The organism is Pseudomonas syringae group sp. 247E2, assembly GCF_032587795.1.
Lineage (GTDB): Bacteria > Pseudomonadota > Gammaproteobacteria > Pseudomonadales > Pseudomonadaceae > Aquipseudomonas > Aquipseudomonas amygdali.
Genome location: NZ_JAWHPK010000011.1, coordinates 123,957 through 150,395, shown reverse-complemented (window position 1 = coordinate 150,395; position 26,439 = coordinate 123,957). Strand labels below are relative to the sequence as shown.

Genomic DNA, 26,439 nt, shown 5'->3' with positions numbered 1-26,439 from the left:
GGCCTGCGCTGTTCAATCAGTCGGCCTTGAGCGTCGACACCACCTTGTTGCTGGCGAGATCGACTGTGGAGATACTCAAGTCCTCATTGAGGACATACGCCTTCGACTTGTCTTTGGTGAAGACAATGGCCTGGCGGGGTGCCTTCAAACCGGTCACAGTGGTGGTCACTTTCAGCGTTTTGGTGTCGATCACTGAAAGGCTGTTGTCACCGAGGTTACCCGAGTAGACGTGCAGCCCGTCTGGAGTGAGGGCTGCGCCGTAGGGGTCTTTGCCAACAATGACGGTGGTTGTGATGGCGCGTTTTTGAGTGTCGACAACTGCGATGCTGTTACTGCCGCTGTTAGCCGCGTACAGCGTATTGCCGTCCGCCGATATGGAGATGGCGCGCAACTTGTTGAAGCCAGTGATCTCACCTTCAATCGTATTGGTCTTGCTGTCGACCAAGGTAATTTTGTCCCCAAGAAAGTTGGTGACATAGACGGTTTTGCCGTCAGGACTTACTCGGATGCCCTGGCGCGGTTGGGAGAAGCCAGGTACCACAGCTACTGGCCGCTGGTGATCAAGGTCAATGACCGACAGCGTGCTGGCCGCTTCATTGTTGACGTAGAGCAGGCTTCCGTCCTTGCTGAGTGTGGTACCAAAAGCACCTGCGCCCAACGGAATATCTGCGATCACTTTTAAAGTCTTGGTGTCAATCTTGCGCACGACCCCCAAACTGCTGTCGGAGAGGTAGAACACATCGCCAGTTGGCGAAAACACAATATTTCGCGGCGTGACGTAGCCGGTGAGAACCTGGCGAACCTTACCGGTTTTCAAATCATAAACCACTACATCTGGACGCTGACTGTAAGAGACCACCGCCGTCGTTTCATCAGGGCTGACGGCCAGCGAGTTGTTGTGAATATCGCCGTCAAACGTCCAGCGATCTTGCGCGGCCCACGCGCTCATCGATGCGGCCAACGCAACACCCAACGTCAGGGCTGTGACGGTTTTCTTTATCACATTCATCAGAATTTCCTCATAGGGTAAGCAAGGCACCCAGTCGCGCCTTGGCATATACAACTCGTTCATCGCTGCAGGGCAATGAGTTGACTTTATGCGTCGTTGATAAATTCCGCAAACAACTTGTTTTGGTAGCTCTTACCTGTTTTATAAATAGGTCTAGCTACTCCTGGCTCACGAATTGACTGCATTTTTCCCAGAATCGCTCAAGCCCAGGCGAGATGTATTTGTCCCGGTGACGGATCAGAAAAAAACGTCGGGTCAGTGCAGGCAACGCGTGCGGCAGTTCAACCAAGACTTCAGAGGCCAGTAGATCCCGAACGACCCAGCGGGACAGGCAACTGATGCCGATGCCTTGTGCGAGGGTATGCTTGATGGCCTCTGAACTGCCGATCTGGCGCGTTTCGGCGAGATCGTGCAAATGACGCAGCAGCAATTGTTCGACTTCTTCACGGGTACCAGAACCTGGCTCGCGCAGTAGCCATTCAGCGGTACGAAGATCATCAAGTGTGACCTGCTGCTTTAGTGCCAAGGGGTGCCGTTGGCCTGCGGCAATAAGCAACTCATCAATTAGCCAAGGCTCGGCACTGAGTTCGGGCAGGTGGCAAGGCCCCTCGATCAGGCCCATATCAATCTCGAAATCAGCGACTCTTCTTGCGATAGCCATGCTGTTGGCCATGTCGACATCGACCCTCAAATGTGGTGTTGATTGACGTAGCTCACCGAGAATCAATGGCAGAACATAATTGCCTATCGTGGTACTGCATCCTACCCGCAAGCGTGTCTTCAGCCCGGCATGGCCGGGTAAGAAACTGGCCTCTATCTGTTGTGCATTCTCAAGCATCCTTCTGGCTTGAGGCAGTAAGGCATGGCCGTTATCGTTCAGCACTAAACGCTTGCCTACACGGTCGAACAGCCTGGTATCCAAGGCGCTTTCCAACTCGTTCAGTGCGGCGCTGGTTGCAGATTGGGACAGTGACACCGAAATGGCGGCGCTGGTGGTGCTACCGTGCTGCGCGACGGCGCAGAAAATTTGTAGCTGGCGTAGGCTTAGCTTCATGTAATCTACCTTCTTTATAGGTCATATAAACCTATACTATCCGTTTTTACCGCTATTCCCATCAAGCTATACTTCAACCATGTCATATTGAAGGCACACTGAAGCGGGAGCGCGAAAATGAGTGAGACACGACTCGCAGCTATAATGGGCGGCAGCCATCCACTGGCGGCTTTGTCCAATCCACGAGAAGCGATCCGGCAGTTCACACCCAACTGGTTCGCCGCCACGATGGGCACCGGGATTCTGGCGCTGGCTCTGGGCCAACTGCCCTTTGTTGCGCAGTGGCCCAAAGCGTTAGGGGAAGCCTTGTGGTTTTTTAATATCGTGCTGTTTTGCCTGTTTACGCTGATGTACGCGAGCCGTTGGGTATTGTTCTTCGACGAGGCCAAACAGATCTTCGGCCACTCCACTGTATCGATGTTTTTTGGAACTATCCCCATGGGATTGGCGACCATCATCAACGGTTTTCTCCTTTATGGTTTGCCACGCTGGGGGGGGGGGTAGTCGCTTTAGCGGAAGTGTTGTGGTGGATCGATGTCACCATGGCATTGGCCTGCGGGGTGCTGATCCCGTATATGATGTTTACTCGCCAGCAGCACAGCATTGATCAGATGACAGCGGTATGGCTGCTGCCAGTAGTTGCGGCTGAGGTGGCTGCCGCCAGTGGCGGTCTATTGGCTCCGCACCTCGCTGATGCGAGCGCACAGTTCACCATGCTCATCACCAGCTACGTGCTGTGGGCCTACTCGGTGCCCGTCGCCTTGAGCATACTGGTGATCCTGTTACTGCGCATGGCGCTGCACAAACTACCTCATGAAAGCATGGCAGCATCGAGCTGGCTGTCTTTAGGGCCGATCGGTACCGGGGCTTTGGGGATGTTGCTGCTGGGCAACGATGCTCCAGCAATCTTTGCTGCTCATGGAATGGCAAGCATCGGCGGCGTAGCCGAGGGCATTGGCTTGATCGGTGGTGTGCTGTTCTGGGGGCTGGGATTGTGGTGGATGGTATTGGCGCTGCTAATTACCGGGCGCTACTTCAGGGAGGGCATTCCCTTCAACCTCGGCTGGTGGGGCTTCACCTTTCCGCTGGGAGTGTACGCCGTAACAACCCTCAAATTGGGCTCTATGCTGCACCTCACGTTCTTTAGCTTCTTTGGCGTGGTGCTGGTGTTGATGCTGACTGTCATGTGGATGATCGTCGCGGCTAAAACCCTGGCTGGTGCCTATCGCGGCAACTTGTTCGTCTCGCCGTGTATCCACTCGCTGAACAAGGCGAGCAAAACCTGAGCCTTTGGCTACTTGATCGACTGTTTGGCGTGACGCAGTGTGGACAAAATGCGCTGCCTAACATTCGGGTGAGTGCAAACAGAAAGGGGACTTGGGTGTGGCATTTCCAGCAATGAAAAATTAGGGAAGGCGAGCCGAACACGCGGTATGGCTTTCTGGGCAACACGTCCGGCAAACACGATAGTGACGAGATCAGGGAAAAGCGTCAGTAGCGTGATCAGCATCTCGATACCTTCCTCAATTTGCGCTCTGCGGAGCGGACCCTTGGGCTTATCGAGATCTGGTAACCAAGGGTACAAATTCCAAAGGACGGTTTTGTGACGTGCCAGTCCAACCTGCTCAATGAAACCTTTCAGGTTGCGTTGTGCAGGCCCCGGATTGTCTCTTGAGACATACCGTGGAAGACTGACCGTTCGAGCGGGCGATTCCAACAAGATCAATACCCTTGCGAAGACGCCGCCATCCAGTGGATCGAAATACGGTAAAGTTCTTCCGCCCGTGGACTGGGCCATTACCCAGCGCGTCAATTCAGCAGTTTTCGGCAGCAGCAAAAAGTCTTCTCTTACCTTCAGAGAAATTTCCTGCTCTGCGCTCTTCTGATTGAGTAACACTACTTGCAAGCCTCCTTCTTCAGGTTATAGGCCGCTACCGATTTACGAATATCTTCCCGCGCTTCGTCTGCGCTCCCCCAGCGGCCCATTTTCACCCACTTACCCGGCTCTAACGCTTTGTAGTTTTCGAAGAAGTGCTGAATCTGTGCGAGGAGTAACGCAGGGAGGTCAGAGCATTCCTTTACATTGCTGTACATAGAGCTGAGTTTTTCATGAGGCACTGCGATTACCTTGGCATCCGCACCAGCTTCGTCCGTCATGTACATCACACCTACTGGGCGACTGCGGATGACAACGCCAGGTGATACCGGGTAAGGGCAAATCACGAGGACGTCCAAAGGATCGCCGTCATCGCTCAAGGTATTTGGAATGAACCCGTAGTTAGCCGGGTAGAACATCGGCGTGCTGAGGAAGCGATCAACGAAGATCTGTCCACTTGGCTTGTCCACCTCGTACTTGATCGGCGAGTGGTTTGCAGGAATCTCGATAACGGTGAAGAAGTCATCGGGGATCGCGTTACCAGCTGGAATATCCGTGTAGCTCATGCTCATATCTCCAAGCGTCTAGGAAAGGCCAATGCCACTGACGTTTTTGCCAACAGCTATACGTGGTTCGTTTTTTTACGGTAACCAGTCCAACAGGTTTACCGGCGATAGGCCGTCAGCGCACGAATGCATCATGTCCTGCATAAAACGCACGGCTGCCAAGATGCTCTTCTATTCGCAGAAACTGATTGTATTTCTCGACCCGCTCCCCCCGGCATGGAGCTCCTGTCTTGAGATGGCCAGTCCCCATCGCGACAGTCAGATCAGCGATGGAGCTGTCCACCGTCTCCCCGCTACGATGAGAAACCATCGCCCCCCAATTTGCCCCATAGGCCATTACGATGGCGGCCTTGGTCTCAGTCAGGGTTCCGATTTGATTGGGTTTGATCAGTACGGCATTGGCGACGTTTTCTGTGATGCCTCGCTGGATCCGTTCGACGTTGGTGACAAACAGGTCATCTCCAACCAACTCGATCCGGTCACCCAGCGCAGTATTCAATAGCTTCCAGCCCGCCCAATCGTCTTCCGCGAGGCCATCTTCCAGTACCGCAATCGGGTACTTGTCGACCCAGGAGGAATAGAGGCTAATCAGCTCTTGGGCATCGACCTTACGACCTTCCGAACGCAGATGGTAAAGACCGTTTTCATAGAAACCGCTGGATGCTGGATCGATAGCGATCTCGATCTGAGATCCAGGGGCGTAACCGGCCCTTTCAATTGCCTTGAGGATCAGCTCAATGGCATCTGAGTTTTTCTTGAGCGTCGGAGCAAAGCCGCCTTCATCTCCGACCGCAGTTGAGTAGCCGGCGTCCTTAAGCACCACTTTCAGCTCGTGGTACACCTCAGCGCCCCAACGAAAGGCTTCCTTGAAACTGCCAGCCCCTGTAGGTGCAATCATGAATTCCTGAAAGTCAGGGCCTTGCCAGTTGGCGTGAACACCGCCATTGAGAATATTGAACATCGGGACGGGCATTCTTGCTGCTTGCTCGCCGCCCAGATATTGGAACAAGGGCAAGTTCAGCGCAGAAGCCGCCGCTCTGGCAACGGCGAGGCTCACGCCCAAGATCGCGTTTCCTCCAAGCCTGGATTTATCAGAGGTTCCATCCAGCTTAATCATAAAATGATCAATTTGTTCCTGGTCAATCGCATTCATGCCCCTCAGAGACTCAAGTATTTCGGTATTCACATTGCTAACGGCCTTTAACACTCCCTTGCCGGAGTACCGCTGTGTATCTTTGTCACGCAACTCAACTGCTTCGTGAGCGCCTGTAGAGGCACCGGACGGTACTGAAGCCCGGCCCATGGCGCCGCACTCCAAGGTGACGTCGACTTCAACGGTAGGGTTGCCGCGTGAATCGAGAATTTCACGTGCATGAATGGCCTGGATTTGCGTTTTCATAGATCTTCTCCAAGTAACGATTCGGGAACGTCATTAACGATGTGAAACCGTTGATAGGCCTCTATGTCGGACGTCAGCTCTCCATGAGTATCCTGAACAGCTGCACTGCCGACACCGCAATTGCGGGAACCAAGAAGCCTCCAATAATTAGTTCAGGAATCTCTCCCACCAAGGGCATGAACTGCCCTCTTTTTGCCATCTGGAAAAGCTCCATCATTTGGTTTGAAGCAACCATTACAGAGCAGCAATACGCCGTCTGGGCTTGTAGCCTGACGCGCCTTTGATTTAGCAGATGAAAGGTCAGCAAGGACACTCCAACGCTTACGATGAAAAGCGCGGCGAACTCATAGACGGATCCTGTGAAAAACCTGCCCATCACAAGCCCGAATACGATGCTCAGCGTCACTGCGCTCATGTGGTCTCCCAATTCTCTAAAATGATTTTGATGAGCCGACGTCGGTGAGCTCCATTTCGCGATCTCATCTTTGGATTGCCAACCGCCATCGCGCTCAATGTTGCTGTGCTCTCAGCTCGTAGCCCGGTACGCAGGTCTGGGCTACGTCGGCCTTGCAGGACTTCTCACTGGGCATACGCAGCGTGACCAATGCGCCTTCGAGCGAGGTGACTATGTACCACCCCTCGCTCGAGACCTTTTGACTGCCTGCGATGCCGGCCAGAAAAAGTGACCAGAAAACCAGTCCTACGAGAAGCGGCTTGTTGTCACGAGCCCAGTTAGCAGGTGCTGGCTGTGGACGTAGGTTATAAACTCGGTACATGGCGCTTATCCTTTTTATTGGTTGTCCAACAAGGTGCGTTTTTTAGTTTTTCGCCTGGCCCACTCGACCGTATTCGATGGGCAATTTGATATAGCTCAGTGAAAACGACTCCTTGGCCAAGGCCTCCAGCAACCTGTCGCACCCAATTTCATCAGTGGATATCGTCACCGTGACGGGATGATCGGCACCGCTGAGGAAATGTGCGGTATGCAAACGCCCCAAATGATCTAGCCCCTCTGTACCGCTTACCAACGTCGCACCCAGCGCGCCCTCTCGCTTTGCGAACTCGACCAACCACTCTCCCAGTGGAAGGTGCTGGTAGTTGGTACTCTGTTCGGTGAAAAACGTCAGTTGAAAGCCGTTCATAGCTACATCCTCTAATGTCGCGAGTGACCGACGCTTCGGTCGGCCTTACCTCTTCATTTCCGAGCTGTTTTCAAACTGAATTACGACGCGTCAGTGAGCGGTAACTCACATAAGAGAAGAACTGCTCGCACTTTGCGTAACTCGTCAGCGTGGTCGCGCAGGAATGCGCGCAGCTTGTCCTCTGTATCCAGCAATTCCAGACACTGGGGATGACGCATATCGCCAAGCTCCGGGTGATGATGGGAGATGCGATAGCCTGGCAAATAACCTGCAGAAATCGTCTTGAGCATGACCTGCTCAATTTTTGCTTTTTGAGCAACTTTAAGGAGGTGCTGGGCTAGTGCAGGTGCGCTTAGGTGGTGCCAGAAGCTGGTCACGCGAGCCCGGCTAGCGCCAGGAAAATAGAGTTGCAAAGCTCTCAGGCGATCTTGGTGATGTTCAATCATTTCTCTTCCCCCGCAAGAGTCACTTTCCGCTCGCTGGCGGATTCACTTTGAGCATGAAATTGCTTGATATCAGAGAGCCGGATTTCCTCCGGAAGAGGACGGTGATGCTTGCTGTGGGCGACGCGCTGGGCGTGATAGATCCCGGTGTGTCCGGATACGAGGTAACTTGCGATACAGGCAATGGCTGCAAGCGGAGCAATTTCGGGCCCGAAGAGCTCCATGGCCATAACGATGGTTGCCAGTGGCGTATTAGCTGCACCGGCAAAGACGGCGACAAAGCCGATACCAGCCAGCATGCCGAAGGGAAGGTGCAAGAGGGGAGCCAGCGCATTCCCCAAGGTGGCACCGATGTAAAACAGCGGTGTGACTTCGCCGCCCTTGAATCCAGTCCCCAGGGAGACAACGGTGAACACCATCTTTCCAAGCCAGTCCCAAGGGGCCATTGGCATTTGAAAGGATTGGACGATGCTCGGAATGCCTAGCCCGATGTACTTATCAACGTCGATGTAATGGTTACTACCGAGCGCCCACACTGCGACTGCGATCAGCAGGCCGCCGGCGAAGGGTCTTAATGGTGAATAGGTGATAAGCCGCTTAACGGAGGCTCCGAGCTTGTGGGTCGCAGTCGCGAATAGCAGGCCGGTAAGGCCAAAGACAATCCCAGCTGCCACCACAGCCATGACGCTCCACAGCTGCACCGGAACCACTTCGCCAATGACGTAATGCGTGTGAACCACGCCCCAGGCTTGCCCCACCTGGTCAGCAACGATTGCCGCAACCACGCAAGGGAAAAGCGCGTCGTAACGCATACGTCCAATGGCCAATACTTCAAGTCCGAATAAAGCCCCGGCAAGAGGGGTGCCGAAGACGGACGCAAAGCCAGCACTGATACCGGCCATGAGAATCACCCGACGGTCTTCGCGGCGCAGACGGAAGACATGCGTCAGTTGATCGGCAAGGGCACCGCCCATTTGCACCGCCGTCCCCTCACGTCCCACAGATGCACCAAAAAGGTGGGAAATCACGGTTCCAATCAGCACCATCGGCACCATGCGCAAAGGCACGATCTTCTTAGGATCATGGATCTCATCGATGATCAGGTTGTTTCCGGCATCAACGGGTTTGCCTATCAAGTGATATGCAAGTCCCACAGCAAAGCCAGCCACTGGCAGGAGCCAGATCACCAAAGGATGGGTTTCTCGCCACTGGGTGGCATGATCCAAGGAAAGGAGGAATAACGCAGAAGCAGAGCCTGCCAAAAGAGCTACAAGACCTGCAAGCGCAAGCCATTTCGCTATATAGGGAAGTAAGTCGAGTTGTTCAGGTCGTCGAAATTTAGACATTTGGCCAGCCACAAAAAAGTAAGTGGGCCTGACCAAAAAGGGAATCTGAGCGCGAACGCCTACAGACCTGATCGATCAGGTTTCTGTAGGCATCATCAGCTGCTACGGGCGCAGCGTTTGGTTAATGGAGGAATGCCATCTCCAATGCGCCGATCTTAGCTAGGTCTGTCCAAAATGTAAAATCGTGTTTCGGAGTACGAGGCAAGCGAAGGCGTCTTCGAGTCACCGCTTATGAAAGAGGGCCAAACTAGGTGACCTCTGTTCCGACGAAGCCCAGCTCAACTGGGGTTTTTATGTAAAACAACGAGATATCTTCAAGCTCCAATCGCTTGAATAACTGTTCAGATTCGTCCTCGGTAATGGCCATACGAATTTCGGTAGGCTGATCCGCTAGTTCAAAAAAATGCGAGGAATGCAGCCGGCCGGTATGCCCAAAGCCTTCGATACCTGTGGACAGGGTCGCACCCCGCAGTCCCATTTCTTTCGCCAAATCAACGACCCAGTCGCCGAGCATCTTTCCCTGATAGCGACGATTTTGTTGAGTAAAGAAAGTCACCAGAAAACCTTTCATATTCCTCTTCTCAGCGCGTGCTGATTATTTGATAGGACAGAAGCCCGGCAGCCGTCATTACCAGCGAGCCCACGACGTGTATTGCTGACCGGGTGGAGCGACTGGCTCATACCTATGGCAAGACGTGGCACACCTGGCACACCGATCAAGACAAAACACTTCCCCTAGGTGTTCCACAACTGATGATGGGGATCACAGCTGACGGCCAGGCTGATCCCGCAATGCAGCAACAACGCAACCAACGCTTGGGAATCGTCAAGTCGGCAATCAAAGCTCAACGAGCCGATATTCAGATCCCCAAAGCAGATCCAGGTGCGGATGGATGGCAGCATGGGAAGACAATTCAGATCAATGATCCTACGGGACATCTTCACGGGCCCGCAACGTCACCCACCCCACAAAACACAAACAGCCGATCAACCCAATAGCCAATAGACTGTGCAATCCCTGCAGGCTCAGGCTCAGGGAGGACGGTATATCGCCAGACAGTCTAGGTCCGATATCCAAGGACATCGGACGAGTCCGCTGACGTACGTGAATACCTTAAACCTTGAAACGATTGACCAGCTGATTCAGATTAACCGCAAGCTTCGACATCTCGTTGCAAGCGCTTGCAGTCTGGCTTGCACCTGCAGAACTTTGGGAGGCCAGCTCGCGAATGCTAACCAGATTGCGATCGACTTCCCGGGCGACGTGCGCCTGTTCTTCCGAAGCGGTGGCGATGAGAATGTTACGCTCGTTGATGCCCGTAATAGCTGTCGCGATCTGGTCAAGCGAACTGCTGGCATCGCCTGCGACGCTTAGGGATTCTGCAGCCAGTTCTCTGCTGGTGGCCATCGCCTTCACGGCCTGGTCAGAATCGTTCTGAATGGCCTGAATCATCTGCTCAATTTCTTGCGTAGACACTTGCGTGCGGTGAGCGAGGGCTCGAACTTCGTCGGCAACGACTGCGAAGCCTCGGCCTTGTTCACCCGCCCTAGCGGCCTCGATCGCGGCATTGAGCGCAAGCAGATTGGTCTGCTCAGCAATGGCTCTGATCACCTCAACCACTTTGGAAATGTTCTGTGCACGATTGGACAAGCCAGTGATCTGCTCGCTGGTGTCGCGCACGTTGCTCGACAGCTTTTCGATGGACTTAAGCGTCTGCGATACACGCTCCAAACCAACCTCCGTATAGCCCTGACCTTTCCTGGACTCTTCGGAAGCTGATTCGGCATTGCGTGCTACCTCGTCCACTGCAGCGCTCATCTCGGTGACAGCAGTTGCAGCCTGATTTACTTCATCATTCTGCGACACCAGGCCAAGGCTGGATTGCTCAGTCACCGCGGTCATTTCTTCCGAGGCGGCAGCCAGTTGGGATGAGGAGTCAGCGATCTGCGTGATCGTGCTTCGAAGGTTCTGCTGCATCGTGGCCAACGCGCTCAAAAGCCTGCCTGCCTCGTCGGTACCGCTTACCTCAACCTCCTTCGTCAGGTCGCTTGAGGCAATGCGTTCGGCGACGCTAAGGGCGCTCCCGATGGGCGACGTAATCGTTTTGGTTAGAAGAGTTGCCAAACAAAGAGTCAGGAGCGCGACGAAGATAATCAGGCCGATGACGATGTAAAGACCTGAATCATAAACTTGCGTCGCTTGAACACCGGCAAGCGCAGCGCCTTTGTTATTGAATTGTGTTAATTCCTCGACCTGAGTTTCCATTTGGTTCGTGAGGGGACGTATACCGGTAGCGACGAGTTTGACAATCGAAGCGGTGTCGCCTGCCTTCAACAAAGGTTCCAGCAGATCCAGTTGGCTTGCGTAATCGTCGTAGGACTTTTTCACGGCCAAGAACAACTGTCGCTCCTGGTCACTCGCAATGAGGGTCTCATAGTTATAGACCGCATCCTTCATGGCTTTCCGGTAGGCAGGAAATTTGACGATGGTCTGCTGAACGGTTTGAGGATCGGCAACGGCCCGCTGGGTCTCCAACCGGACGCGAAGGACGGTGGAGTTCATCATCGCGGTTTGCCGAATACTGGGTAGCCAATTCAGTTCGACATCCTTTTCCGTATCGCGAAGCTTGCCCATCTGCAGTATGGCGATGACGCCCAAGACCACGACCAGCAAAATGATGGCCGAAAAAAACAAGGTGGCGCGTGGAGCGAGGTTTATATTTCTGAGCCGCATAGGACTTCCCACTGCAAGATGGCCAGAGGCCTGGTCTTGAAGCTATCGGCTAGAAATCGTGAAGGATTATGGCTGTTCGTCAGCTCGTTGACACCACGTCCCCCGGCGGCGCATGCGTACCATTGTCGGTTATGGCCGTTACTTACCAATGTAAGAAATACGTTATCACGCTAATTCAGGAGGGCTGACCGTATGTCTATCATTGAGCCAGTTCGGCATTATTTTCATAGACGCGAAGCTGAAATGATGATTCAGGTGGCGCACAAGTTGAGTTTGTTGGTTCAGGAGCAAGCAGCGCCACGAGGCAACTTCGTTTTCCCTGGGATGGACTATTTGGCCAGGCTGGAGGTCGAGGGCAAGCGAGTGGGCCACATTGATTACTGCATCAACCCGCTGCAGGACCGGCTCTACATCGACAAGATCGAAATCGACGCAGATTATCGACGACGCGGGTTCGCCTTAAGCGCGCTCTGGCAACTCTGGCAAAAGCACCACCTGCCCATAGTGCCCCTGTATCAATTTGGCACATCAGATGGATTCTGGCACAAGGCGCGGATACGTTTTGCGGCGGTGGGAGCCGTAATCGGAGATGAGATTCGTAGCATGGAAATGATCGCCGAAATGGATCGCTGGCAGCACCTAGTGCCTGAGCCGATCCATGAGCGCTTGCAGCGTGAGCTCATGGCATCGGATGAGTGGCCTGCTATTAAGGCTAAATGGGACGCGGAGTACGGTCCATGCCGGGAGAATTGATCTCAATTGAGGATGGCGGACGTCGGCTTACGGCGGCGGAGTTCCAGCAACTGACGGCTGTACCCTCAGCCGTGGAGTGGTTTGCCAATATCGATAATCCACGTACCCGCCGGGCGTATCAGATCGACCTACAAGACTTCTGCAGTTTCGTCGGCTTGGCCGGGGCCGAAGAGTTTCGGGCCGTGACGCGCGCACATGTCCTGGCCTGGCGCGCTCGGTTGGAGCAGCGTGGTCTGGCCGGAGCAACGATCCGGCGTAAACTCGCCGCGCTTGCCAGCCTGTTTGATCATCTGCTCGAGAACAATGCAGTGGCAGGGGGCAATCCGGTCCACGGCGTCAAGCGGCCCCGGATCGAAAGCAACGAAGGGAAGACGCCCGCGCTCGCGGACCACCAGGCCAAGGCGCTTCTCGATGCGCCGCCGGCTGACAGCCTCAAGGGACTACGAGATCGTGCTGTGCTGGCCGTGCTGCTGTACCACTGCCTGCGCCGGGAGGAGGGCGCGCAGTTGAAAACCAGCGACTTGCAGGAGCGACGGGGCATTAAGCACCTGCGGGTGAACGGCAAAGGCGGCAAGCTGCGCTGGCTACCGCTGCACCCCGTGGCCGCCGAACGTATCTACGCATATATGGAAAAGGATCTTGAGCGAGGAGCAGGGAATGGGTCGCTGTTTAGGTCACTACGAGGTCGCGCCTCTGGTACCGGGCTGAGCGCCGATGGCATTTATAAGATCGTGTGTCATTGGGCGATGTCTGCCGGCATCAAGGTTGATGGTCTGGGCGTCCATGGTTTGCGGGCCACGGCGGCGACAAACGCGCTTGAGCATGACGCGGACATTGCCAAGGTGCAGATCTGGCTGGGGCACGCAAACATCAGCACGACGCGTTTGTATGATCGGCGCGGCCAGCGGCCGGAAGACTCTCCGACGTTTAAAGTCAAATACTGAGAACCGCGGATTGTGGGCCACCCTTCAACCACTACCACTCGTCGGAGAATTAAGGTTGGTAATTACTGCTCACTCCAAATCTCGAAATTTGACGGAAAGGCTCGTAGAGGTCTCCCGGATGCTTCCAGATACCTCAAAACACCATTTCTACGAAAATCGCGTAGTCATAAAAACCCCCGCGCGAGGCGGGGGCAGAGTGCATCACTGTCTTTATCAGGTGGCAATGCAATTTTCTTGCGTTTAACATCGGTGCAACACATGACGCATACAACGGGACCTAGGAAATCTCAGAGTATTGCTGGTAACCCTCTGCGTCAACTCCTCTAGGGGGTTTACTCGCTGTCGTGTGGATATGTCAGGAGCCTAATCCTGATCCCATTCACTCTGCGAGGACATCGCCATGCTGCGATTCATACCTGAAGAGTTGATTAGAGCGCTGCAGACCGTTTACTGGTCTATTCGTCTGATTCGACTAATTCAACAAGTCTAAGCAACACCAGCAGGGGCATGCGCCCCTGCTGCCTTTCTGTTCGCATCTGTGACGATCCGTCAATTGACTCATTGGTACGCCACGGCTGCGCCGTTGGGTACTGTCGCCGGCAGTGCGACCCCCACGTTACCAGATGACGGGGTGACAAGGCTGCCAGACGACGCCGTTCCGATGGCCAGCGACCCCCCAGTCAAATTGATCATCTCTGAAACAAGACCGGGAGGAGGGGATCCGACGAACGCGTAACTTCGTCCAGCATCGATCACTCCCTCCACCCCAGGGTAACGCGCGTACCAGGTGGGCAGTGCCAACTGGTTATCGGCCACCGTTCCTGATGCAGCTTTGTGAGCGTAGGCATACTCGGCCAAGGCATTTCTGTAGACGAGGACGTTATGAGCAATCAAGGAGATTTCTACGGTCTGGGAGCTCTGTTCTGCCTGGTGTGACTTCTCATAAACCATTCCGAGCACTGCTGTAATCACCACCATTGCAAGCCAGTAAATGTTCACTCTACGTCCTCGATGACAGTTATGAGCCTGGTCAGAACTGACAACAGAAAATGGTGGCGTAATCGTTCTGGCCGACCACGATTCCTGGGGTACTGCTGAATCGTTGGCCTGAGCCGGCCGTGTCCCAACCAACTTTTGTGTAGCCGACTGGGCAAGCGTAGGTAGTGACGTCGTTTGCGTCGTAGCCGGGGATGGTTTTTGCCGTGCAGGTAGGGGCACTGGAACCGTTCACCACCCAGACCTGGTTATCACAAGAAAGGGATCGACCCGTACTGGTTCGACCAACCATACCGTTTGCAGCACAGGCAGTGCCGGCAGTTGCAACGCCATTCAGCTGCAGGTATTCACCGACGGTCGCGCGACCTTCCGAAGTCACTGTCCCACCCCGGATGTTCCCGGCTGTGTAGAGGTTCTTGTCGCCGTAGACCCGAACCCAGTCCGAGTCACTCATGTACCAGCCACCACCCCATTTTTCGCTGTACCAGCCGGTGTCGCCCTGAGTGCGAAACCAACCGCCTGTGACAGTCTCGCCTGATATGCGGGCAGCCGCCCCCGTGAGGTTGGCCGAGGCATTCACCGACTGCGCGTATACATCACCTGCAGCGATGACGTTGCTCTGGGCTGTGACGCTCCCCGACGCACTCACATTCCCCTGGGCTGTGACAGATCCCGAGGCACTCACATTGCCAACGGCGTTCACTGACCCAGCAGTGTCGACATTACCTCCAACCGTCACTGTTCCAGAGGCGTTCAATGCAGCCACATCGTTGACATTGTTTCCTCCCATACTGAGCGCCGTGTTCATGCGATTGAGTTCAGGCTTTCCTGGGATGGCGTTGCGGTACAGGTAGTCGTTGGAGAGCGTGCCATCCTGGAGAAACAAGGCACTCGCAGTGTGGCCAACGCCTGGGTTGATCCCATAGTTGCTCAGCGCAAGTTGCCAGCCGCCTCGTACTCCTTGGATAACGCCGGTGTTGTTGAACGGGATGAAGCCACCCGGCGCACCCATATTTTCCGCAATCGTCCGGGTACCGATCTCATCGATAGCCTGGCCACCGGTAGTGATCACGATGGATTCGAGCTGGTTGACGTTGACCCTTCGAGCAAGCACCACGAAGCTTTGACCGAATGCATTTGTGTCACTGAAGCTGGCTGGCAGATAGTTGGTGTTGCGTAGCATCTGAGGGGTAATCGTCGCAGGCGTGGTTGTGCCCGCCGATCCATAGACCGTTGCGAAATTGTCCTTCAAGTATTTAGAAGCGGCCTCTGCGATCTGCTGCTGCTGCTGCTGAGCTGCGATTTGATAGTTCTGCGCATCCATCCTGTCGGCCATCAGCGAGACGCCTATGGCCGACGCAATGGCGAAAATGATCAGGCCGAAGAGCAGCTCGATCACCACAAAACCATTCTTTCTGGTCTGGCCATGCTTGAGAACATTCATCCCCAGAGGCTCCTGTTCGATTGTTGATCCACATCCTGGCTAAGCATCGCGATCTGATTCGAACGGATCTTCTCGCGAATACCAGGGCCGTCAGGTCCAGTCAGTGAAAGGCTCTGGATCTTCAGATGTCGCATTTCGCCTTCACCTTCGAGGGCAAGCGCAGCTACAGCTACCAAACCCTGTGACAGAATTGATCGGACGTTGCTGATGGCCGGCTCCGCAAGAGTCGCTACTCGCTCGATCGCCTGCGGTACTGTTCCCGCGTGAACTGTGGTGATGATGAACAGGCCATTGATTGCCGCTCGCACTGCCTGAACTGCCGTGGGGGTGTCTCTGATCTCACCGATAAGCATCATGTCCGCGCCAGAGCGGAGGCCTCTCATCAAAGCCTCCTCATACCCGCCATTGCGTCTCGAAACCTGCATCTGGATGCAACGACCAGGTCCGTGACGACCGTTCAAATCTGTCTCAGCTGGATCCTCTGCAGCCAACGCGATCCCACCGCACGCATTTAGCCTGGCGATGATCAGCGAAGCTGCGCTTGACGTCTTACCGGTGCAAATCTCGCCGCAAAAAATCACCAGGCCGCGCACCTGCTTCGTAAGTAGCGATTCGACAAGGTCTTCAGGAAAACCCAATTGGTCGAACTGCCGGACCTGCGCATTTGATCTGCGCAGTACGAACACGGCCTGGCCAAAGGCATCGGGTATCTGAGTGACGCGAAGCACCGTTCCTTCTTTGATCAACGAGAACTCAGGATCCTGATGCACTTCAAAATGCTTTGCGCATTCCTCCCGTAATAGCAGGGCGCTTTCTTTCCAGTTTTCCGGAGCCTCGACACGTCCGCTCTGGCCATCCAGGCCTTTTACGTCCGTAAAATCCGGCCCCAAGTAGAGGTCACTAAAAGGCGTGTCGATAATTGGGTTCATGCTCAGTAGGCCGTCCAAGCCAACGTGTTGCTATCAGTAGAGCAGCCACTGGTGGCAGCAGCTGAACTCACCTCGCCGTTCACAACTGTGCCGCCATTGATAGAGGTGGTGACCTTCTGCCCGCGTCCAATCTTCGTGGCCAGTGTCACACAGGCATCTTGGGGCAAACCGGCCTCGGTCACGGTGAATGTCATCCCGTTGGCAACCACAGTGACCTGGCCACTCCAGGCGTTGTAGAGCTTGCCGCTGGAGAACGACATATTGGGCAGGCCACGTATCGAGCTGAGCTGGGCGATCAGATCGGTCCCTGACGCTCCGTAACCGGTACTGCCTTTGAGCTTGCGAGTGTTCGCGATCAATTGACCGACGTTACCCTGTTCGTTGTTGACGTCCGAACTGCCCATCGCGCCCCAACCGTTGTAAAGGGCGTAGCCCATCCCGATCAGGATAACGATGAGAACGAAGAGCAATTCAATCGAGATATAACCGATCTGGTTCGCCCGAGCGGAGTGACTGGTGTTTTGCATGTGTGTGGTCCTGGGTATGTGGGTAACGGGTGTAGTGCTCAGTGCGTCATGCCTTGTGTGGCATTGCCGGTCATGCTGTAGGCCCCGACCATGACCAGAATCATCAACAGGCCGATCAGAACCATGGATACGAGGGACAGTGTCTTTGCGTAACGCTCGACCTGTTTCAGTGATATCTCCAACCAGCGAAGGCTGTAGCGGTGCACTGCAGCCGAGAAGCTCTGCGTAGTGGAGAGAACAATCAGAAATTGAATCGCTTCGTGGTCTGGGAATTCATGCCCGGAAAGATCTAAAGCCTCCCCAAAGTTTTTACCCATCCGAACCCCGTAGTGGGCGGCTTCCAGGCGTTCACGCAGCCACGGATTTGCCCCACGCTTTAACGTGTCCAACGCTCCGAGCGGATCGATGTTTGCTCGCAGCATGACCGCGATATTGAGGAGGAACGTTGAGCCGTGGAGCGCTTTGTAGATTGACCAGGGAGGCAAGATCTCCAGCCTTGTCCGCCAAGGGCCACGGAAGTAAGGCAGAGTGACGACACTGGTGACAACCAGGACTACCACAAGGCACAAAGTCAGAAGTCCCCAGTTAGTCACAAAGGTGGCGATCATGTGCAGAACCATGGGTGCGCCGGACCAGGCTTCTGGGTTGGATGAGCGGCTCATGGCCGGCACCACCCGGGTGGCGATTACGTTCAGCAAGTAGGCCATCAGGCTCCAGACAAAAACCGGGTACGAGGCCGTTGAGACCACCAGCTTCATCACTTTTTGCCGAGCTTCGATGATCCGCACGCAGTCGCTGAATGCCTGGATCAAGTTCCCTGACTTCTCGCCGGCGCTGATAACGGCGTGCTCCTGATAAGGCACCCAGTTAAGGCAGGCCTGGGCCAGCGTCTTGCCGCCGTCCACAGCTTTGCCTATGCCATAGCTGGCAAGCGCGATCGGATGTCGAGCACGTCGGCCTCCATCACTGTAGATCGATCCAATACGATCAAGAGCCAGGTCGAGCGGCACCCCGTTCTCGAGCAGAGCGGTCATGCTCTCGTAAAGCCGGATCCGCTCATTGCCTCCAAACTGGTTCCTGTAAAAGCCATCTACAAGCCCAGACCAGGCATCCATCACCTTACTGAGCATGGACTTCTGCCTCAGGCGCTTCGGCATCCAGCATGTAGCTGTCAAAATCCAATGGACCGACTACGGCCTCTGCCATGCGCGGGTCAATCAGCCCTGTATTTATCTTGATGAGCGTGTGGGCAACCTTCGTGATACCACCCATGTGCTTGACCCAATACTGGCGCGCAGCGCTTGGGCCATTTTTTCGGATCTCCTCCATGAACCGGTGGGTCGGGAGAAGAATCTCGGCGACAGCGGCCCTGCCGTTCACCCCGTCACGGCATAGAGAGCAACCCGGCCCAGCCAGATAGACCTGATCCAGCACGGTCATCTTTTCGAGCCGCTCGACCAGCTGCGGATCCAAGGTACTGATCTGGCTGCGCGCAGGCACGCGACACTTCTTGCACAGCGTTGGCAGCAGTGACTGGTTGATAAGGCCGACAATGAGTGTTGGGTCGGTGACCAGGCTTGTATCAGCCCCCATGTCGATCAGGCGAGGAATTGCTGCTACAGCGTTGTTGGTGTGCAGAGTCGATAAAACCAGGTGGCCGGTCATCCCCCCTCGCAGTGCCCCCTGAGCTGATTCAAGGTCTCGAATCTCCCCATACATCAGTATGTCGGGGTCGAGTCGCACGGAGTTTGTAATGGATTCTCCCCATGACTCATTGCTGCCAAGAGGGGACTGATTTGCACGCATCGGATATTCGGGCGGGTCCTCAACGGTCAGGATATGTTTTGTGCCTTTGCACTCTTCAGCCAGAAGGTTGATCTGCACCTGGAGCGACTTCGATTTCCCTGATCCAGTCGGACCGGTCAATATGATCACGCCGTAAGGAAGACTTCTCAGCCGCTTGAACAGCAAATTCTGTTCTGGCAGAAACCCCAGATCGCCGACGGACTGTTTCTCCTGATCGTCATAAATCAGTCGCAGCACCATCAAAGGCCCTTCGACGAGAGGGCGGGTTGCTACACGGGCCCCTGACAGTCCCAATTGATCGAGGAAGGTGCGAGCCATGCGCGCATCTTGTTTCAGTTCCGGTTGATAGTAGCCCTCAGATTTGACGTCACACATTGAGTTGAAAAGTGAAGAACAGAGCTCGTTTCCTACGGCGCTCTGGATCTGCCCGTACTCCCGCAAGAGACCGTCCTCACGAAACTTGATGTAGGTGATTTCGTGGCCAACGATGAAGTGAACGTCGGAAGCACGTCGTGCATGGGCCGCGCCGATGATACGAATCACCTCTTGTTGACGCTGGGTACTGTCTATAGATCCGGCGAAAGCTTTACCCGCATTCTGATACAGAGACTTGATGTCGCTGAGCGTGCTGCTGATGGTCTGAAACGGCACGCCGGCTCGGTCCAGGCGGTCCATAAATGCCATCACATAAGGGTCGTGCATGTGCTGAGACGACACGAGCAATTCTGCTTCTTCAGCCTCTGGGGCAGGTGCTAACAAGGCAACGAGCTGACGCAACTCGCTGGTGATGTCCCCCCACCGATTTCCCTCCGCAGTCAGGACGGTTCCGACCACGTCAGATTGCATGGCAATGGTGATCGGTTGCACGACTGCGGTCGGCCGGGCGACCTGGCGTGCCAACGGATCAGCCTCAATGTCTGGCTCAATTCGTACCGCGCCGCTCATCGCTGAAACTCCTGCGACATGCTGGACAGCGGACTCATAGCCGAGGGCTGCCCCGGAGCTACAGGCTTGAGTGTCTGCAGTGACATTTGGGGCGCGTCAACCGAGCCACTTGGTGCCCGGGTCGAGAAACCTAATGGATACCGGCGTCCGTCATGGCCCAGTACCACGCTGTCGAGTGACACGCTGATTACCTTGAATCCTCCTGGCAGCTCAGCATTACCAACAGATGCATCGACCTCGAAACCACTTCCGTACAGTAACGTTGCATACAGAGCGTTATTCATCCTGAACACGGTCTTGACCACCGGCAACTGCGGTGTGCTGTTGCTGGCCGGGGCGGGCGTCGTGTAAGCGTTCTGCGTAGTCTGAACCGGCACAGACGTGGTTGTTTTGGCTCCGTTTACGATGTCTTCCTTGGCACGAGCCCGCGCCGCCTGTGCTGTGAAGAGCAGGGTTTCACTCTGCACCTGGGACAACTCACCAATGTTGATCCGGCTCAGGTCGGTGGGAGATGGGTCGGCAGCGACGGCCATGTTGCCGGCAGCCACGCAGGACAATAGAAACGTCATCAGAATGGAGGCGCGAGGGTTAATACACATAGAGGTCACCTATGACGTTCCAGGTTAATTTGCCGTCTTGAAAGTCGGTTTTGATTTCACGCAGGCGCATGCCCGTGCTTTCCACGCCTTGAAGAACAGTCGCTGGCGGTAACAGGCTCGTGTAGCGGATCTCGAAGTGTCGATAATCCGGAGGCGGTGGTGGTGGAGGGGCTGGCTGGCCAGGCAAAGCTGGTGGCTGGACAACCGTCACAGGTACTTCCGTGATCTTGGGCTGGACGTTCTGGGCTTGCAGCCATGAAGTGATGCTGTCCAAGGCCTGCGTTGCCGGGTTCAGAACGTCATCACCCGCCAGCGGCAGCTCGAAGGTGAGCTTCACCGCGGCCATGTTGCCTTCGTCGTAGAACGCGGGCGTATCTGCAAAGTAGCCCGCCGTAGCGGCGCTGAAAGCGAGCGTGGTGCTGTTGCCGGTCCGGTTGTAGTTGGCTGACATCAGCGTTCCGTCGCATTTAGCTGAGACGAATAGCCATCCTTCGATTGCCGGTGGTAACTGGTCAATTGCGCCGTTACAGCCTCTAAGAAATACTGGGACAGAAGGCTGTTTTACCCACGGATGTACAAGCGCCTCGATCACAACTGGGGAGTTTGTTCGCTGGTTCAGGGCATCCAATTCGGCTTGCCTTGCAGCTTCTGCCGCTTGCTGCGCCTGACGAGCAAGTTGCAGCTTATGTTCATTCCACTGGTGCCACCCAATCAGGCCGGCCACGACCAAGGCACCAATCACCCCGGCTTTCAGCAGTTCCTGTCTGGACAGGCCGAATGCCAGCGGTGTCAGTTTGTATTCGCGCTTGAGATTTGATGGCTGCAACAATGCTTCAGGGTCGAATTGTTCGCCACCGCGACCAAACTCCGGGGGGAGAAAAATCTTGTCGAAGCTCATCGAGCGGCTCAGTTGCTGAGCCACCTTCTTTTTTATTTCCTCACTGCTGCCTACCAGGTCTGCACCGGGTATGACCGCACCTCGGTACACTGCGACCAAGGCGTATCTATCCTCGGCGTCCTCGATCTTCCAGGCAGCCAGCCACGATGCGCCCAGCTGCCCGGCGAGTGCAGCTGCAAGGGAATACATACCTTTGACTGCACCGTCATTCTGCGAAACAAATCCAGCCTGAATCACCGACTCGGTATGCCTGATGGCCACGATGTCCATTTGCTGGGTGCGACCAAACTGGCGTGCTTCCTTCATGTAGCCGGTAAGGCTACCCAACGGGTGCCACAGCAGGCCTGTAACGAAAGATCGTCCGTGATAAGTCAGAATCTGAACTTTGCCATCGCTGGGCGTTGGGGGGCGAGTAGCGCGCTTTCGTATCAGAGAGAACAGGTTCGCCATGTCAGTTGGTCACAATCGGGGTGATCAGCACTACCAGAACGCTTTTTGACGAGGTGCGCTTACGCCCACCTCCAAGCCCGAAGAATCCGGGGGAACCTGTGCCGATCTTGTCCGTGTTGTCGCTGAGCTCCTCAAAGCCCGACAGGATCAATGTCTGACCGCTGCGCAGCTTCACCTTCGGTGACAAACTTTTCGCATCGTAGTTGGGGATCTGGACGCTGGAGCCGTTGCTCGTGAATGGCTCGAAGGTAGGTTTGGAGCTCATATTGATCGATACCATGAGCAACATCTCGTCATCGTCCATCAAGCGAGGCTGCAGTGTCATGTTGAAGCCGGAGGTGATAGTGCCCGGAGTAATTGCCGTGCTGGAGCCCACTGACGCCGTGGTGTTGGTCTGAACCGATGGGATGTAGCCTTGGACGTTGCCGATCTGCAGCGGAGCAGGCTGCAGATTCAATGTGGTCACAGACGGCGATCGAACATTCGAGATCCGGGCCTGCTCTGCGATTGCCTGGATGATCGCGTTCGAACCTGCCCAGGCAGAGTTGGCCGTATCGACAATGCCAACAGAGCCCGAGATTGCGCTGGAGCTGATGCCTGGCACAGTATTCGAGAGAGACAGGCCCCACTTTGTGCTCAGCGAGTTGTAGACGGCCGCCCAGTTCAAAGCCAGCTGATCGGTGTCGGTCAGCGTCGCCTCAAACACCTTCACATTGAACAGCACTTGTTGGGTGATCGCGTGGTTGGTCTTGGCCAGATAGGTCTCAACGTTCGAAAGCACGTCGGGCCGGTCAGTCACGGTCAACGTCCCGGTCGACGGTGACAGATACATGCGACCAGGCGGCGAGGTACTCAGCATTGCCCTCACGTTGCTCTGGATGTCAGTCAGGATCGATGTGTTGAGAGTGACTGTAGTGCTCTGGTTGCTGCCCGAGTCACCCGAAACGCCTGAGGAACTGCTACCTGACGATGATCCGCTCGACGAACCACTTCCCGAACCTGAGGAGGTGGTCATACCGGATCTGACGGTGCTTTTGATTTCCTGCACGTCTCCAAATGCGTAGACGTCAAACACCTTGGTGTCGAAATAGCTGACCTGCACTGACCGTGAGGTGGGATTGAATCGATAGGTGAGTCCCAGCCGCGCGGTGACCTCATCCAGCAGACCCGAGGCTTTCCCTGTGAAGCGCAACCCACTGACGAGGTTCGGTGTCAGCATGGATGCGAAGTCAGAACTTCTCCCCTGAGAGGCCTGCGCCAGGTTGGAGCCGCCCGTAATACCTGCAGGCAGCAACCCGGCCAGGCTATCAGGGTTGGGGGCCGTGCTGATTGGAGGCGCATTGTTGCCCTGTGCAGGTGCATTAGCGTTCAGCAGGCCAGGATTGAGCGCATCCGGCGAGACCAGGACAGGGATCCCGCACTGTCTGGAAATGTACTGGGCAATTTCAGCAATTCCGACACTGCCAGCAGGCCTATATGCGACCTCACAGTCATACTTGGTGGGGATGCCTCGTCTCGCAACAACTGGCTGCGTTGAAACCCAGGGTTTGTCGCTGAATATCACTGTGTCCCGACGTTCCTGTTGCTGCTTGTTACGCTGGATAGCCGCGTAACGGCCGGCAGAATCGGCGGTAGCCTCTGCCCGTGCAGCGGCTTCATCCACCCGTTGCACTGAGCATGCTGATGCCGTTAGAACAGCGAGACTCAGAGCGGTCTGACGCATGAAGGGCATGCTCATTTTTTCCTCTCCGATACGTGCAGAACCTGCTGACCATTGCCCTCATTACCGTCCACCACAAAGGACCGTTTGGCGTTGTCGTACAGCGGGAATATCTGCCTGACCGCCGAACTGAAGGAGCCTGTAAAACTCAGCGGTGCTTCGATGGGGTAGTCCAGGTCCTCCGGTACCCAGATAACCTGCCAGCCGGCCCGCTTGGCCCAGTCTTCGACCGATTGACGCAAGGTACTGCCCACAGGTGCATTCCACGTTTGCTGTGGCGCAACGGTTGCTACGGGTTTCGCTGCTGGTTCAGGTTTCATCGGAGCCTGGCTGGTCGAAGCGATGCTCTTGGTGACGGTGGTCTGAGATGTGGCCTTCGCCGGAGCCGCGCTCACAGGAGTCGGCTTTTGCTGGGTAGGGGTGCCTTCCTTGGCTGGGGTGCTGATGGATGCAGCTGGTTGCGCTTTTGCCTGCGTGACGACCGTGGTTTGCGGTTGCCCTGCAGGCGATGTGTCCTTGCTGAATGGGGTTCCGGTTGCCGGGGCAGTTACAACGGTAACGGCAGGGGAGGTGCTGGCTACCGAGGTTGATCCAGTGCTGGCCGGTTGCGCAGGTTGAGCCAGTGCCACGGGCTTAGACGTCTCCGGCAGTTGGTAACCTGGCCGCAGTACAAAACACACACCGCGCGTTACTTCGTTGACCTTGACCTGCCATGCCGGACCGGCCAGTACCTGCAGCGTGTTGCGCAGGCTCATTGGCCCTAGCTTGTACTGGGCAGCAGGAAGAGGGCGTGTGAACAAGATGTTTACGTGACCGGTGCTCGGTGGGCACAAGGTGTAGCCTGAGCGGCTGACCACATACTGCATCGCATCCTGGACGGACGGATGCATATTGGCCGGAATGCTGACATCGATGATCTGGGCCATCAGGTCACGCTGTTCGGCCTCTGGAGCGGTATTCACCAGAGCGTATCGACCATAGCGAACCATCGGCTCCTGACCGGACTTGGCGCCACTTGAGTACAGGTCTGGCGAGAGCAGCTCAGGATTCTGGCTGCTATCGAAAGCTGGTCCAACCGGTTTGTCCGCTACAGACGTGCATCCGGCGAACAACGCGAGTATGGAAAGTGTAGAAAGCTGCCTGATCATGTGTGCCTTGACCCCATTTCTTGATGGTGGCCAAGGTGCCAGCGCTTAGGTTGCAAAGCACTGCTAAACCCTTAACGGATCGCTTCAGGTTATCTATGGAAGAGATGCATGTGGACGGAAGCGGTCCTCAATTACGCGACAACTCCACAGCTCAATGCATGCCGGTACCCATGCAGCACTTTTTGTATTTTTTCTTCGATCCACACGGGCACGGCTCATTACGTCCGACATCCGCGCCAGAATTGGATGTTTGGATCACTCTTTCTACAACGTGATCCAGGATCCTTAAGGTCTTCATCGTATGCTGAGCCATCTCTCGTTCCTCGCTTGAAAGAGGAACGGTCGCATCAACCGCGAAGATCGTCTCAGATCCACCTTGGCCGCCTTTTGTGTCAGCTCCGAAAATTAATATCTCCTTCGCTTTCTGGTATTTGTACATCGCGACGTATGCGTAAAGCTGCATGCAATCCGTCCGTGCCTCTCGGTAATCCTGATATGACGCAAAGCCATCATCCCAAGGGAAGAACACGAATACATACAATCGGTCTGGCTTGGCGGTGGACGGTAACGTGCGCGCAGAGCGGATGCCCTTGGGCACCAAGTCGAACTTATCGAGCATTGCCGATGCCAGAAAGCTGCTTGAATACAGGTTCTCAGACGCCAAAATCTGAAGAGCATTTGAATGGCCAATCAAAGGAAGATCCTTGGCCTCACCTACACATGCCTCGGTAATGGCATCAGCGAATCGAGCGATGATCTCGTTCCAGAGCTTCGCCTTTTTCTTATGGCCATACCGGAGCGCGTAAGCCACTGTCTGACGATAATGCTTCCATTCCCCTTCCGGGATCCTGAAGGCGTGGCCTTCATAGCCCTTCGGTGCTCTCAGATCGCCGAAACCGTACCCACCATCTTCCTGCAGATATGTTGCGAGCGTCTCCTCCTCTCCAGCGCTGGATAAGAAGGTTCCATTACGAATAACCCGCTCCTTCGTCTCCAGGTAGTGGATAAAATCTTCCGGTGTGCACAGCTCCTCGAAAAGCAGCTTCAGACCGCTTTCATCAAGTACATGGACGAATGTTTTTCGTGGATCGACATCGCCTACGAGGAACGGCTCCTCCAACAAAAGATCTTCAGGAACCTCGTAGTGGTACACCAGCGTTCCATTACTACCAGGTCCTACCGAATCGAAGAAACGTTGGGCGTGCTGACCAATCCCGCCAGTGACCGCTACCAGATGGATCTTCAACCCTGGTTTAGTCAAATCGAACGGGAACGGATCCTCCAGCTTACTGTTGAGAAAGAGCTTGTCGGGATGGTTTCTGACCAAACTCTCAGCCCCATGCAGCTGCTTGGCAGACTCCTTGACTGCAGCCCGGTACCAGCGGCTCCAGGCCAACTGGATATCATTGTGCTCCTGAAAGTTGACATGGCCTTTGTCCGAGAAAATGACGAGAGTGTTGTTGAAATAAATCGTCAGGTCGGCGAACTCTTTACCCTTGCCTGTTGAGCGGAACAGGCTCGGATAACACCAGAGACTGAAGAACGTGTTTGACACGATGGCAGACAGGACCCTCTCACTCTCGTTGACACTGGGTTCTTTCAGAATTGGTTTCAGCACTCAGATCGTCCTTTTTCTTTGGCGCGCTTTGAAGGGGCATGGCATGTAACGACTCCACGCGGCTTGGCTAAGCAACATAGCTCGAAGTCATGG

At 55.2% G+C, this 26,439-nt stretch carries 25 protein-coding genes, 3 pseudogenes and 1 riboswitch; of the genes and pseudogenes, 4 read left to right on the top strand and 24 right to left on the bottom strand.

Features of this window, described 5'->3' with window-relative positions:
- Positions 1 to 16: 16 nt before the first annotated feature.
- Together RYC18_RS13780 and RYC18_RS13775 are read right to left on the bottom strand one after the other, a co-directional pair.
- Positions 17 to 1,009 (bottom strand): beta-propeller fold lactonase family protein, encoded by a 993-nt coding sequence (locus RYC18_RS13780; protein ID WP_003317529.1) that lies wholly within the window; start codon positions 1,007 to 1,009, stop codon positions 17 to 19.
- Positions 1,010 to 1,166: 157 nt separating this feature from the next.
- A complete protein-coding gene (locus RYC18_RS13775; RefSeq protein WP_003317531.1) occupies positions 1,167 to 2,063 on the bottom strand; it encodes a LysR family transcriptional regulator in 897 nt (298 codons plus the stop codon).
- Positions 2,064 to 2,180: 117 nt separating this feature from the next.
- Here RYC18_RS13775 and RYC18_RS13770 point away from each other — a divergent pair.
- A pseudogene (locus tag RYC18_RS13770) lies at positions 2,181 to 3,349 on the top strand (TDT family transporter).
- 8 nt (positions 3,350 to 3,357) lie between these two features.
- Here the strand turns inward: RYC18_RS13770 and RYC18_RS13765 are convergent.
- The 9 genes from RYC18_RS13765 to RYC18_RS13725 all read right to left on the bottom strand — a co-directional run bounded on the left by RYC18_RS13765 (position 3,358) and on the right by RYC18_RS13725 (position 9,406).
- The gene (locus RYC18_RS13765) at positions 3,358 to 3,960 is read right to left on the bottom strand and encodes a uracil-DNA glycosylase (RefSeq protein WP_052739322.1); all 603 of its coding nucleotides are present in this window, start codon (positions 3,958 to 3,960) and stop codon (positions 3,358 to 3,360) included.
- Positions 3,960 to 4,505 (bottom strand): inorganic diphosphatase, encoded by a 546-nt coding sequence (gene ppa, locus RYC18_RS13760; RefSeq protein ID WP_010924789.1) that lies wholly within the window; start codon positions 4,503 to 4,505, stop codon positions 3,960 to 3,962. Before ppa ends, RYC18_RS13765 begins: the two co-directional genes overlap by 1 nt.
- Before the next feature lie 115 nt (positions 4,506 to 4,620).
- Complete coding sequence (gene eno / locus RYC18_RS13755) at positions 4,621 to 5,904, bottom strand: phosphopyruvate hydratase (protein WP_087677438.1); 1,284 nt, start codon at positions 5,902 to 5,904, stop codon at positions 4,621 to 4,623.
- A 73-nt stretch (positions 5,905 to 5,977) separates the two neighbouring features.
- A complete protein-coding gene (locus tag RYC18_RS13750) occupies positions 5,978 to 6,319 on the bottom strand; it encodes a hypothetical protein (protein ID WP_003317535.1) in 342 nt (113 codons plus the stop codon).
- Between the two features lie 94 nt (positions 6,320 to 6,413).
- A complete protein-coding gene (locus RYC18_RS13745; RefSeq protein ID WP_057409479.1) occupies positions 6,414 to 6,680 on the bottom strand; it encodes a hypothetical protein in 267 nt (88 codons plus the stop codon).
- 42 nt (positions 6,681 to 6,722) lie between these two features.
- Positions 6,723 to 7,046: a DUF190 domain-containing protein gene (locus RYC18_RS13740; RefSeq protein WP_087673443.1), complete on the bottom strand. Its 324-nt coding sequence runs from the start codon at positions 7,044 to 7,046 to the stop codon at positions 6,723 to 6,725.
- A gap of 80 nt (positions 7,047 to 7,126) precedes the next feature.
- Positions 7,127 to 7,492, bottom strand: coding sequence for a hypothetical protein (locus tag RYC18_RS13735; protein WP_087673444.1), 366 nt, complete (start codon positions 7,490 to 7,492; stop codon positions 7,127 to 7,129).
- On the bottom strand, positions 7,489 to 8,835 hold the full coding sequence (locus tag RYC18_RS13730) for a voltage-gated chloride channel family protein (RefSeq protein ID WP_087677440.1): 1,347 nt from the start codon (positions 8,833 to 8,835) through the stop codon (positions 7,489 to 7,491). Before RYC18_RS13730 ends, RYC18_RS13735 begins: the two co-directional genes overlap by 4 nt.
- A 79-nt stretch (positions 8,836 to 8,914) precedes the next feature.
- A riboswitch (Fluoride riboswitch) is annotated at positions 8,915 to 8,987 on the bottom strand.
- 95 nt (positions 8,988 to 9,082) lie between these two features.
- Complete coding sequence (locus RYC18_RS13725) at positions 9,083 to 9,406, bottom strand: DUF190 domain-containing protein (protein WP_005895494.1); 324 nt, start codon at positions 9,404 to 9,406, stop codon at positions 9,083 to 9,085.
- A gap of 92 nt (positions 9,407 to 9,498) precedes the next feature.
- Here RYC18_RS13725 and RYC18_RS13720 point away from each other — a divergent pair.
- Positions 9,499 to 9,834, top strand: a pseudogene (locus RYC18_RS13720) (DUF1264 domain-containing protein); the annotation flags it as partial.
- 115 nt (positions 9,835 to 9,949) lie between these two features.
- Here the strand turns inward: RYC18_RS13720 and RYC18_RS26550 are convergent.
- Both RYC18_RS26550 and RYC18_RS26545 read right to left on the bottom strand, forming a co-directional pair.
- Positions 9,950 to 10,738 carry a methyl-accepting chemotaxis protein gene (locus RYC18_RS26550; RefSeq protein ID WP_410478370.1) on the bottom strand — a complete coding sequence of 263 codons (789 nt, stop codon included), beginning with the start codon at positions 10,736 to 10,738 and terminating at the stop codon, positions 9,950 to 9,952.
- 69 nt (positions 10,739 to 10,807) lie between these two features.
- Positions 10,808 to 11,569: pseudogene (locus RYC18_RS26545) on the bottom strand (MCP four helix bundle domain-containing protein); the annotation flags it as partial.
- A gap of 192 nt (positions 11,570 to 11,761) precedes the next feature.
- On the opposite strand from RYC18_RS26545, the gene RYC18_RS13710 reads away from it, so the two are divergent.
- On the top strand, positions 11,762 to 12,322 hold the full coding sequence (locus RYC18_RS13710) for a GNAT family N-acetyltransferase (protein ID WP_003425019.1): 561 nt from the start codon (positions 11,762 to 11,764) through the stop codon (positions 12,320 to 12,322).
- Entirely contained in the window at positions 12,307 to 13,266 is a 960-nt protein-coding gene (locus RYC18_RS13705) for a tyrosine-type recombinase/integrase (RefSeq protein WP_087677443.1), read from the top strand. The genes RYC18_RS13710 and RYC18_RS13705 overlap by 16 nt, the downstream gene beginning before the upstream one ends.
- Before the next feature lie 558 nt (positions 13,267 to 13,824).
- On the opposite strand, the gene pilM is transcribed toward RYC18_RS13705, so the two are convergent.
- The 11 genes from pilM to RYC18_RS13650 form a co-directional block, all read right to left on the bottom strand.
- Complete coding sequence (gene pilM, locus RYC18_RS13700; RefSeq protein WP_003425016.1) at positions 13,825 to 14,265, bottom strand: type IV pilus biogenesis protein PilM; 441 nt, start codon at positions 14,263 to 14,265, stop codon at positions 13,825 to 13,827.
- 31 nt (positions 14,266 to 14,296) lie between these two features.
- The gene (pilV, locus tag RYC18_RS13695) at positions 14,297 to 15,706 is read right to left on the bottom strand and encodes a shufflon system plasmid conjugative transfer pilus tip adhesin PilV (protein ID WP_316886255.1); all 1,410 of its coding nucleotides are present in this window, start codon (positions 15,704 to 15,706) and stop codon (positions 14,297 to 14,299) included.
- Positions 15,703 to 16,635, bottom strand: a complete 933-nt coding sequence (locus RYC18_RS13690) for an ATPase, T2SS/T4P/T4SS family (RefSeq protein ID WP_003425013.1) — start codon at positions 16,633 to 16,635, stop codon at positions 15,703 to 15,705. The genes pilV and RYC18_RS13690 overlap by 4 nt, the downstream gene beginning before the upstream one ends.
- Before the next feature lie 2 nt (positions 16,636 to 16,637).
- A complete protein-coding gene (locus RYC18_RS13685; protein ID WP_087677444.1) occupies positions 16,638 to 17,162 on the bottom strand; it encodes a type 4 pilus major pilin in 525 nt (174 codons plus the stop codon).
- Positions 17,163 to 17,200: 38 nt separating this feature from the next.
- The gene (locus RYC18_RS13680; RefSeq protein WP_003348930.1) at positions 17,201 to 18,292 is read right to left on the bottom strand and encodes a type II secretion system F family protein; all 1,092 of its coding nucleotides are present in this window, start codon (positions 18,290 to 18,292) and stop codon (positions 17,201 to 17,203) included.
- Entirely contained in the window at positions 18,282 to 19,913 is a 1,632-nt protein-coding gene (locus RYC18_RS13675; RefSeq protein WP_087677445.1) for a GspE/PulE family protein, read from the bottom strand. Before RYC18_RS13675 ends, RYC18_RS13680 begins: the two co-directional genes overlap by 11 nt.
- Entirely contained in the window at positions 19,910 to 20,512 is a 603-nt protein-coding gene (gene pilP / locus RYC18_RS13670) for a type IV pilus biogenesis protein PilP (protein WP_003317569.1), read from the bottom strand. Before pilP ends, RYC18_RS13675 begins: the two co-directional genes overlap by 4 nt.
- Positions 20,502 to 21,860: a type 4b pilus protein PilO2 gene (gene pilO2 / locus RYC18_RS13665; protein ID WP_087677446.1), complete on the bottom strand. Its 1,359-nt coding sequence runs from the start codon at positions 21,858 to 21,860 to the stop codon at positions 20,502 to 20,504. The genes pilP and pilO2 overlap by 11 nt, the downstream gene beginning before the upstream one ends.
- Position 21,861: 1 nt before the next feature.
- Positions 21,862 to 23,598 carry a PilN family type IVB pilus formation outer membrane protein gene (locus RYC18_RS13660; RefSeq protein ID WP_011267069.1) on the bottom strand — a complete coding sequence of 579 codons (1,737 nt, stop codon included), beginning with the start codon at positions 23,596 to 23,598 and terminating at the stop codon, positions 21,862 to 21,864.
- Entirely contained in the window at positions 23,595 to 24,728 is a 1,134-nt protein-coding gene (locus RYC18_RS13655) for a TcpQ domain-containing protein (protein ID WP_074291191.1), read from the bottom strand. Before RYC18_RS13655 ends, RYC18_RS13660 begins: the two co-directional genes overlap by 4 nt.
- Positions 24,729 to 24,879: 151 nt before the next feature.
- Entirely contained in the window at positions 24,880 to 26,346 is a 1,467-nt protein-coding gene (locus RYC18_RS13650; RefSeq protein WP_011267071.1) for a YecA family protein, read from the bottom strand.
- Positions 26,347 to 26,439: the final 93 nt, after the last annotated feature.

Excerpts from the sequence above, each read along its gene's own strand:
- RYC18_RS13745 (WP_057409479.1), bottom strand. The coding sequence starts at position 6,680 with ATGTACCGAGTTTATAACCTACGTCCACAGCCAGCACCTGCTAACTGG.
- RYC18_RS13655 (WP_074291191.1), bottom strand. The coding sequence starts at position 24,728 with ATGATCAGGCAGCTTTCTACACTTTCCATACTCGCGTTGTTCGCCGGA.
- RYC18_RS13735 (WP_087673444.1), bottom strand. The coding sequence starts at position 7,492 with ATGATTGAACATCACCAAGATCGCCTGAGAGCTTTGCAACTCTATTTT.
- pilO2 (WP_087677446.1), bottom strand. The coding sequence starts at position 21,860 with ATGGCGAACCTGTTCTCTCTGATACGAAAGCGCGCTACTCGCCCCCCA.
- RYC18_RS13780 (WP_003317529.1), bottom strand. The coding sequence starts at position 1,009 with ATGAATGTGATAAAGAAAACCGTCACAGCCCTGACGTTGGGTGTTGCG.
- RYC18_RS13730 (WP_087677440.1), bottom strand. The coding sequence starts at position 8,835 with ATGTCTAAATTTCGACGACCTGAACAACTCGACTTACTTCCCTATATA.
- RYC18_RS13680 (WP_003348930.1), bottom strand. The coding sequence starts at position 18,292 with ATGCTCAGTAAGGTGATGGATGCCTGGTCTGGGCTTGTAGATGGCTTT.
- RYC18_RS13775 (WP_003317531.1), bottom strand. The coding sequence starts at position 2,063 with ATGAAGCTAAGCCTACGCCAGCTACAAATTTTCTGCGCCGTCGCGCAG.
- RYC18_RS13705 (WP_087677443.1), top strand. The coding sequence starts at position 12,307 with ATGCCGGGAGAATTGATCTCAATTGAGGATGGCGGACGTCGGCTTACG.
- RYC18_RS13690 (WP_003425013.1), bottom strand. The coding sequence starts at position 16,635 with ATGAACCCAATTATCGACACGCCTTTTAGTGACCTCTACTTGGGGCCG.
- RYC18_RS13660 (WP_011267069.1), bottom strand. The coding sequence starts at position 23,598 with ATGAGCATGCCCTTCATGCGTCAGACCGCTCTGAGTCTCGCTGTTCTA.
- RYC18_RS13675 (WP_087677445.1), bottom strand. The coding sequence starts at position 19,913 with ATGAGCGGCGCGGTACGAATTGAGCCAGACATTGAGGCTGATCCGTTG.
- RYC18_RS13725 (WP_005895494.1), bottom strand. The coding sequence starts at position 9,406 with ATGAAAGGTTTTCTGGTGACTTTCTTTACTCAACAAAATCGTCGCTAT.
- ppa (WP_010924789.1), bottom strand. The coding sequence starts at position 4,505 with ATGAGCTACACGGATATTCCAGCTGGTAACGCGATCCCCGATGACTTC.
- RYC18_RS13685 (WP_087677444.1), bottom strand. The coding sequence starts at position 17,162 with ATGCAAAACACCAGTCACTCCGCTCGGGCGAACCAGATCGGTTATATC.
- RYC18_RS26550 (WP_410478370.1), bottom strand. The coding sequence starts at position 10,738 with ATGACCGCGGTGACTGAGCAATCCAGCCTTGGCCTGGTGTCGCAGAAT.
- RYC18_RS13710 (WP_003425019.1), top strand. The coding sequence starts at position 11,762 with ATGTCTATCATTGAGCCAGTTCGGCATTATTTTCATAGACGCGAAGCT.
- RYC18_RS13740 (WP_087673443.1), bottom strand. The coding sequence starts at position 7,046 with ATGAACGGCTTTCAACTGACGTTTTTCACCGAACAGAGTACCAACTAC.
- pilP (WP_003317569.1), bottom strand. The coding sequence starts at position 20,512 with ATGTGTATTAACCCTCGCGCCTCCATTCTGATGACGTTTCTATTGTCC.
- RYC18_RS13750 (WP_003317535.1), bottom strand. The coding sequence starts at position 6,319 with ATGAGCGCAGTGACGCTGAGCATCGTATTCGGGCTTGTGATGGGCAGG.
- eno (WP_087677438.1), bottom strand. The coding sequence starts at position 5,904 with ATGAAAACGCAAATCCAGGCCATTCATGCACGTGAAATTCTCGATTCA.
- pilV (WP_316886255.1), bottom strand. The coding sequence starts at position 15,706 with ATGAATGTTCTCAAGCATGGCCAGACCAGAAAGAATGGTTTTGTGGTG.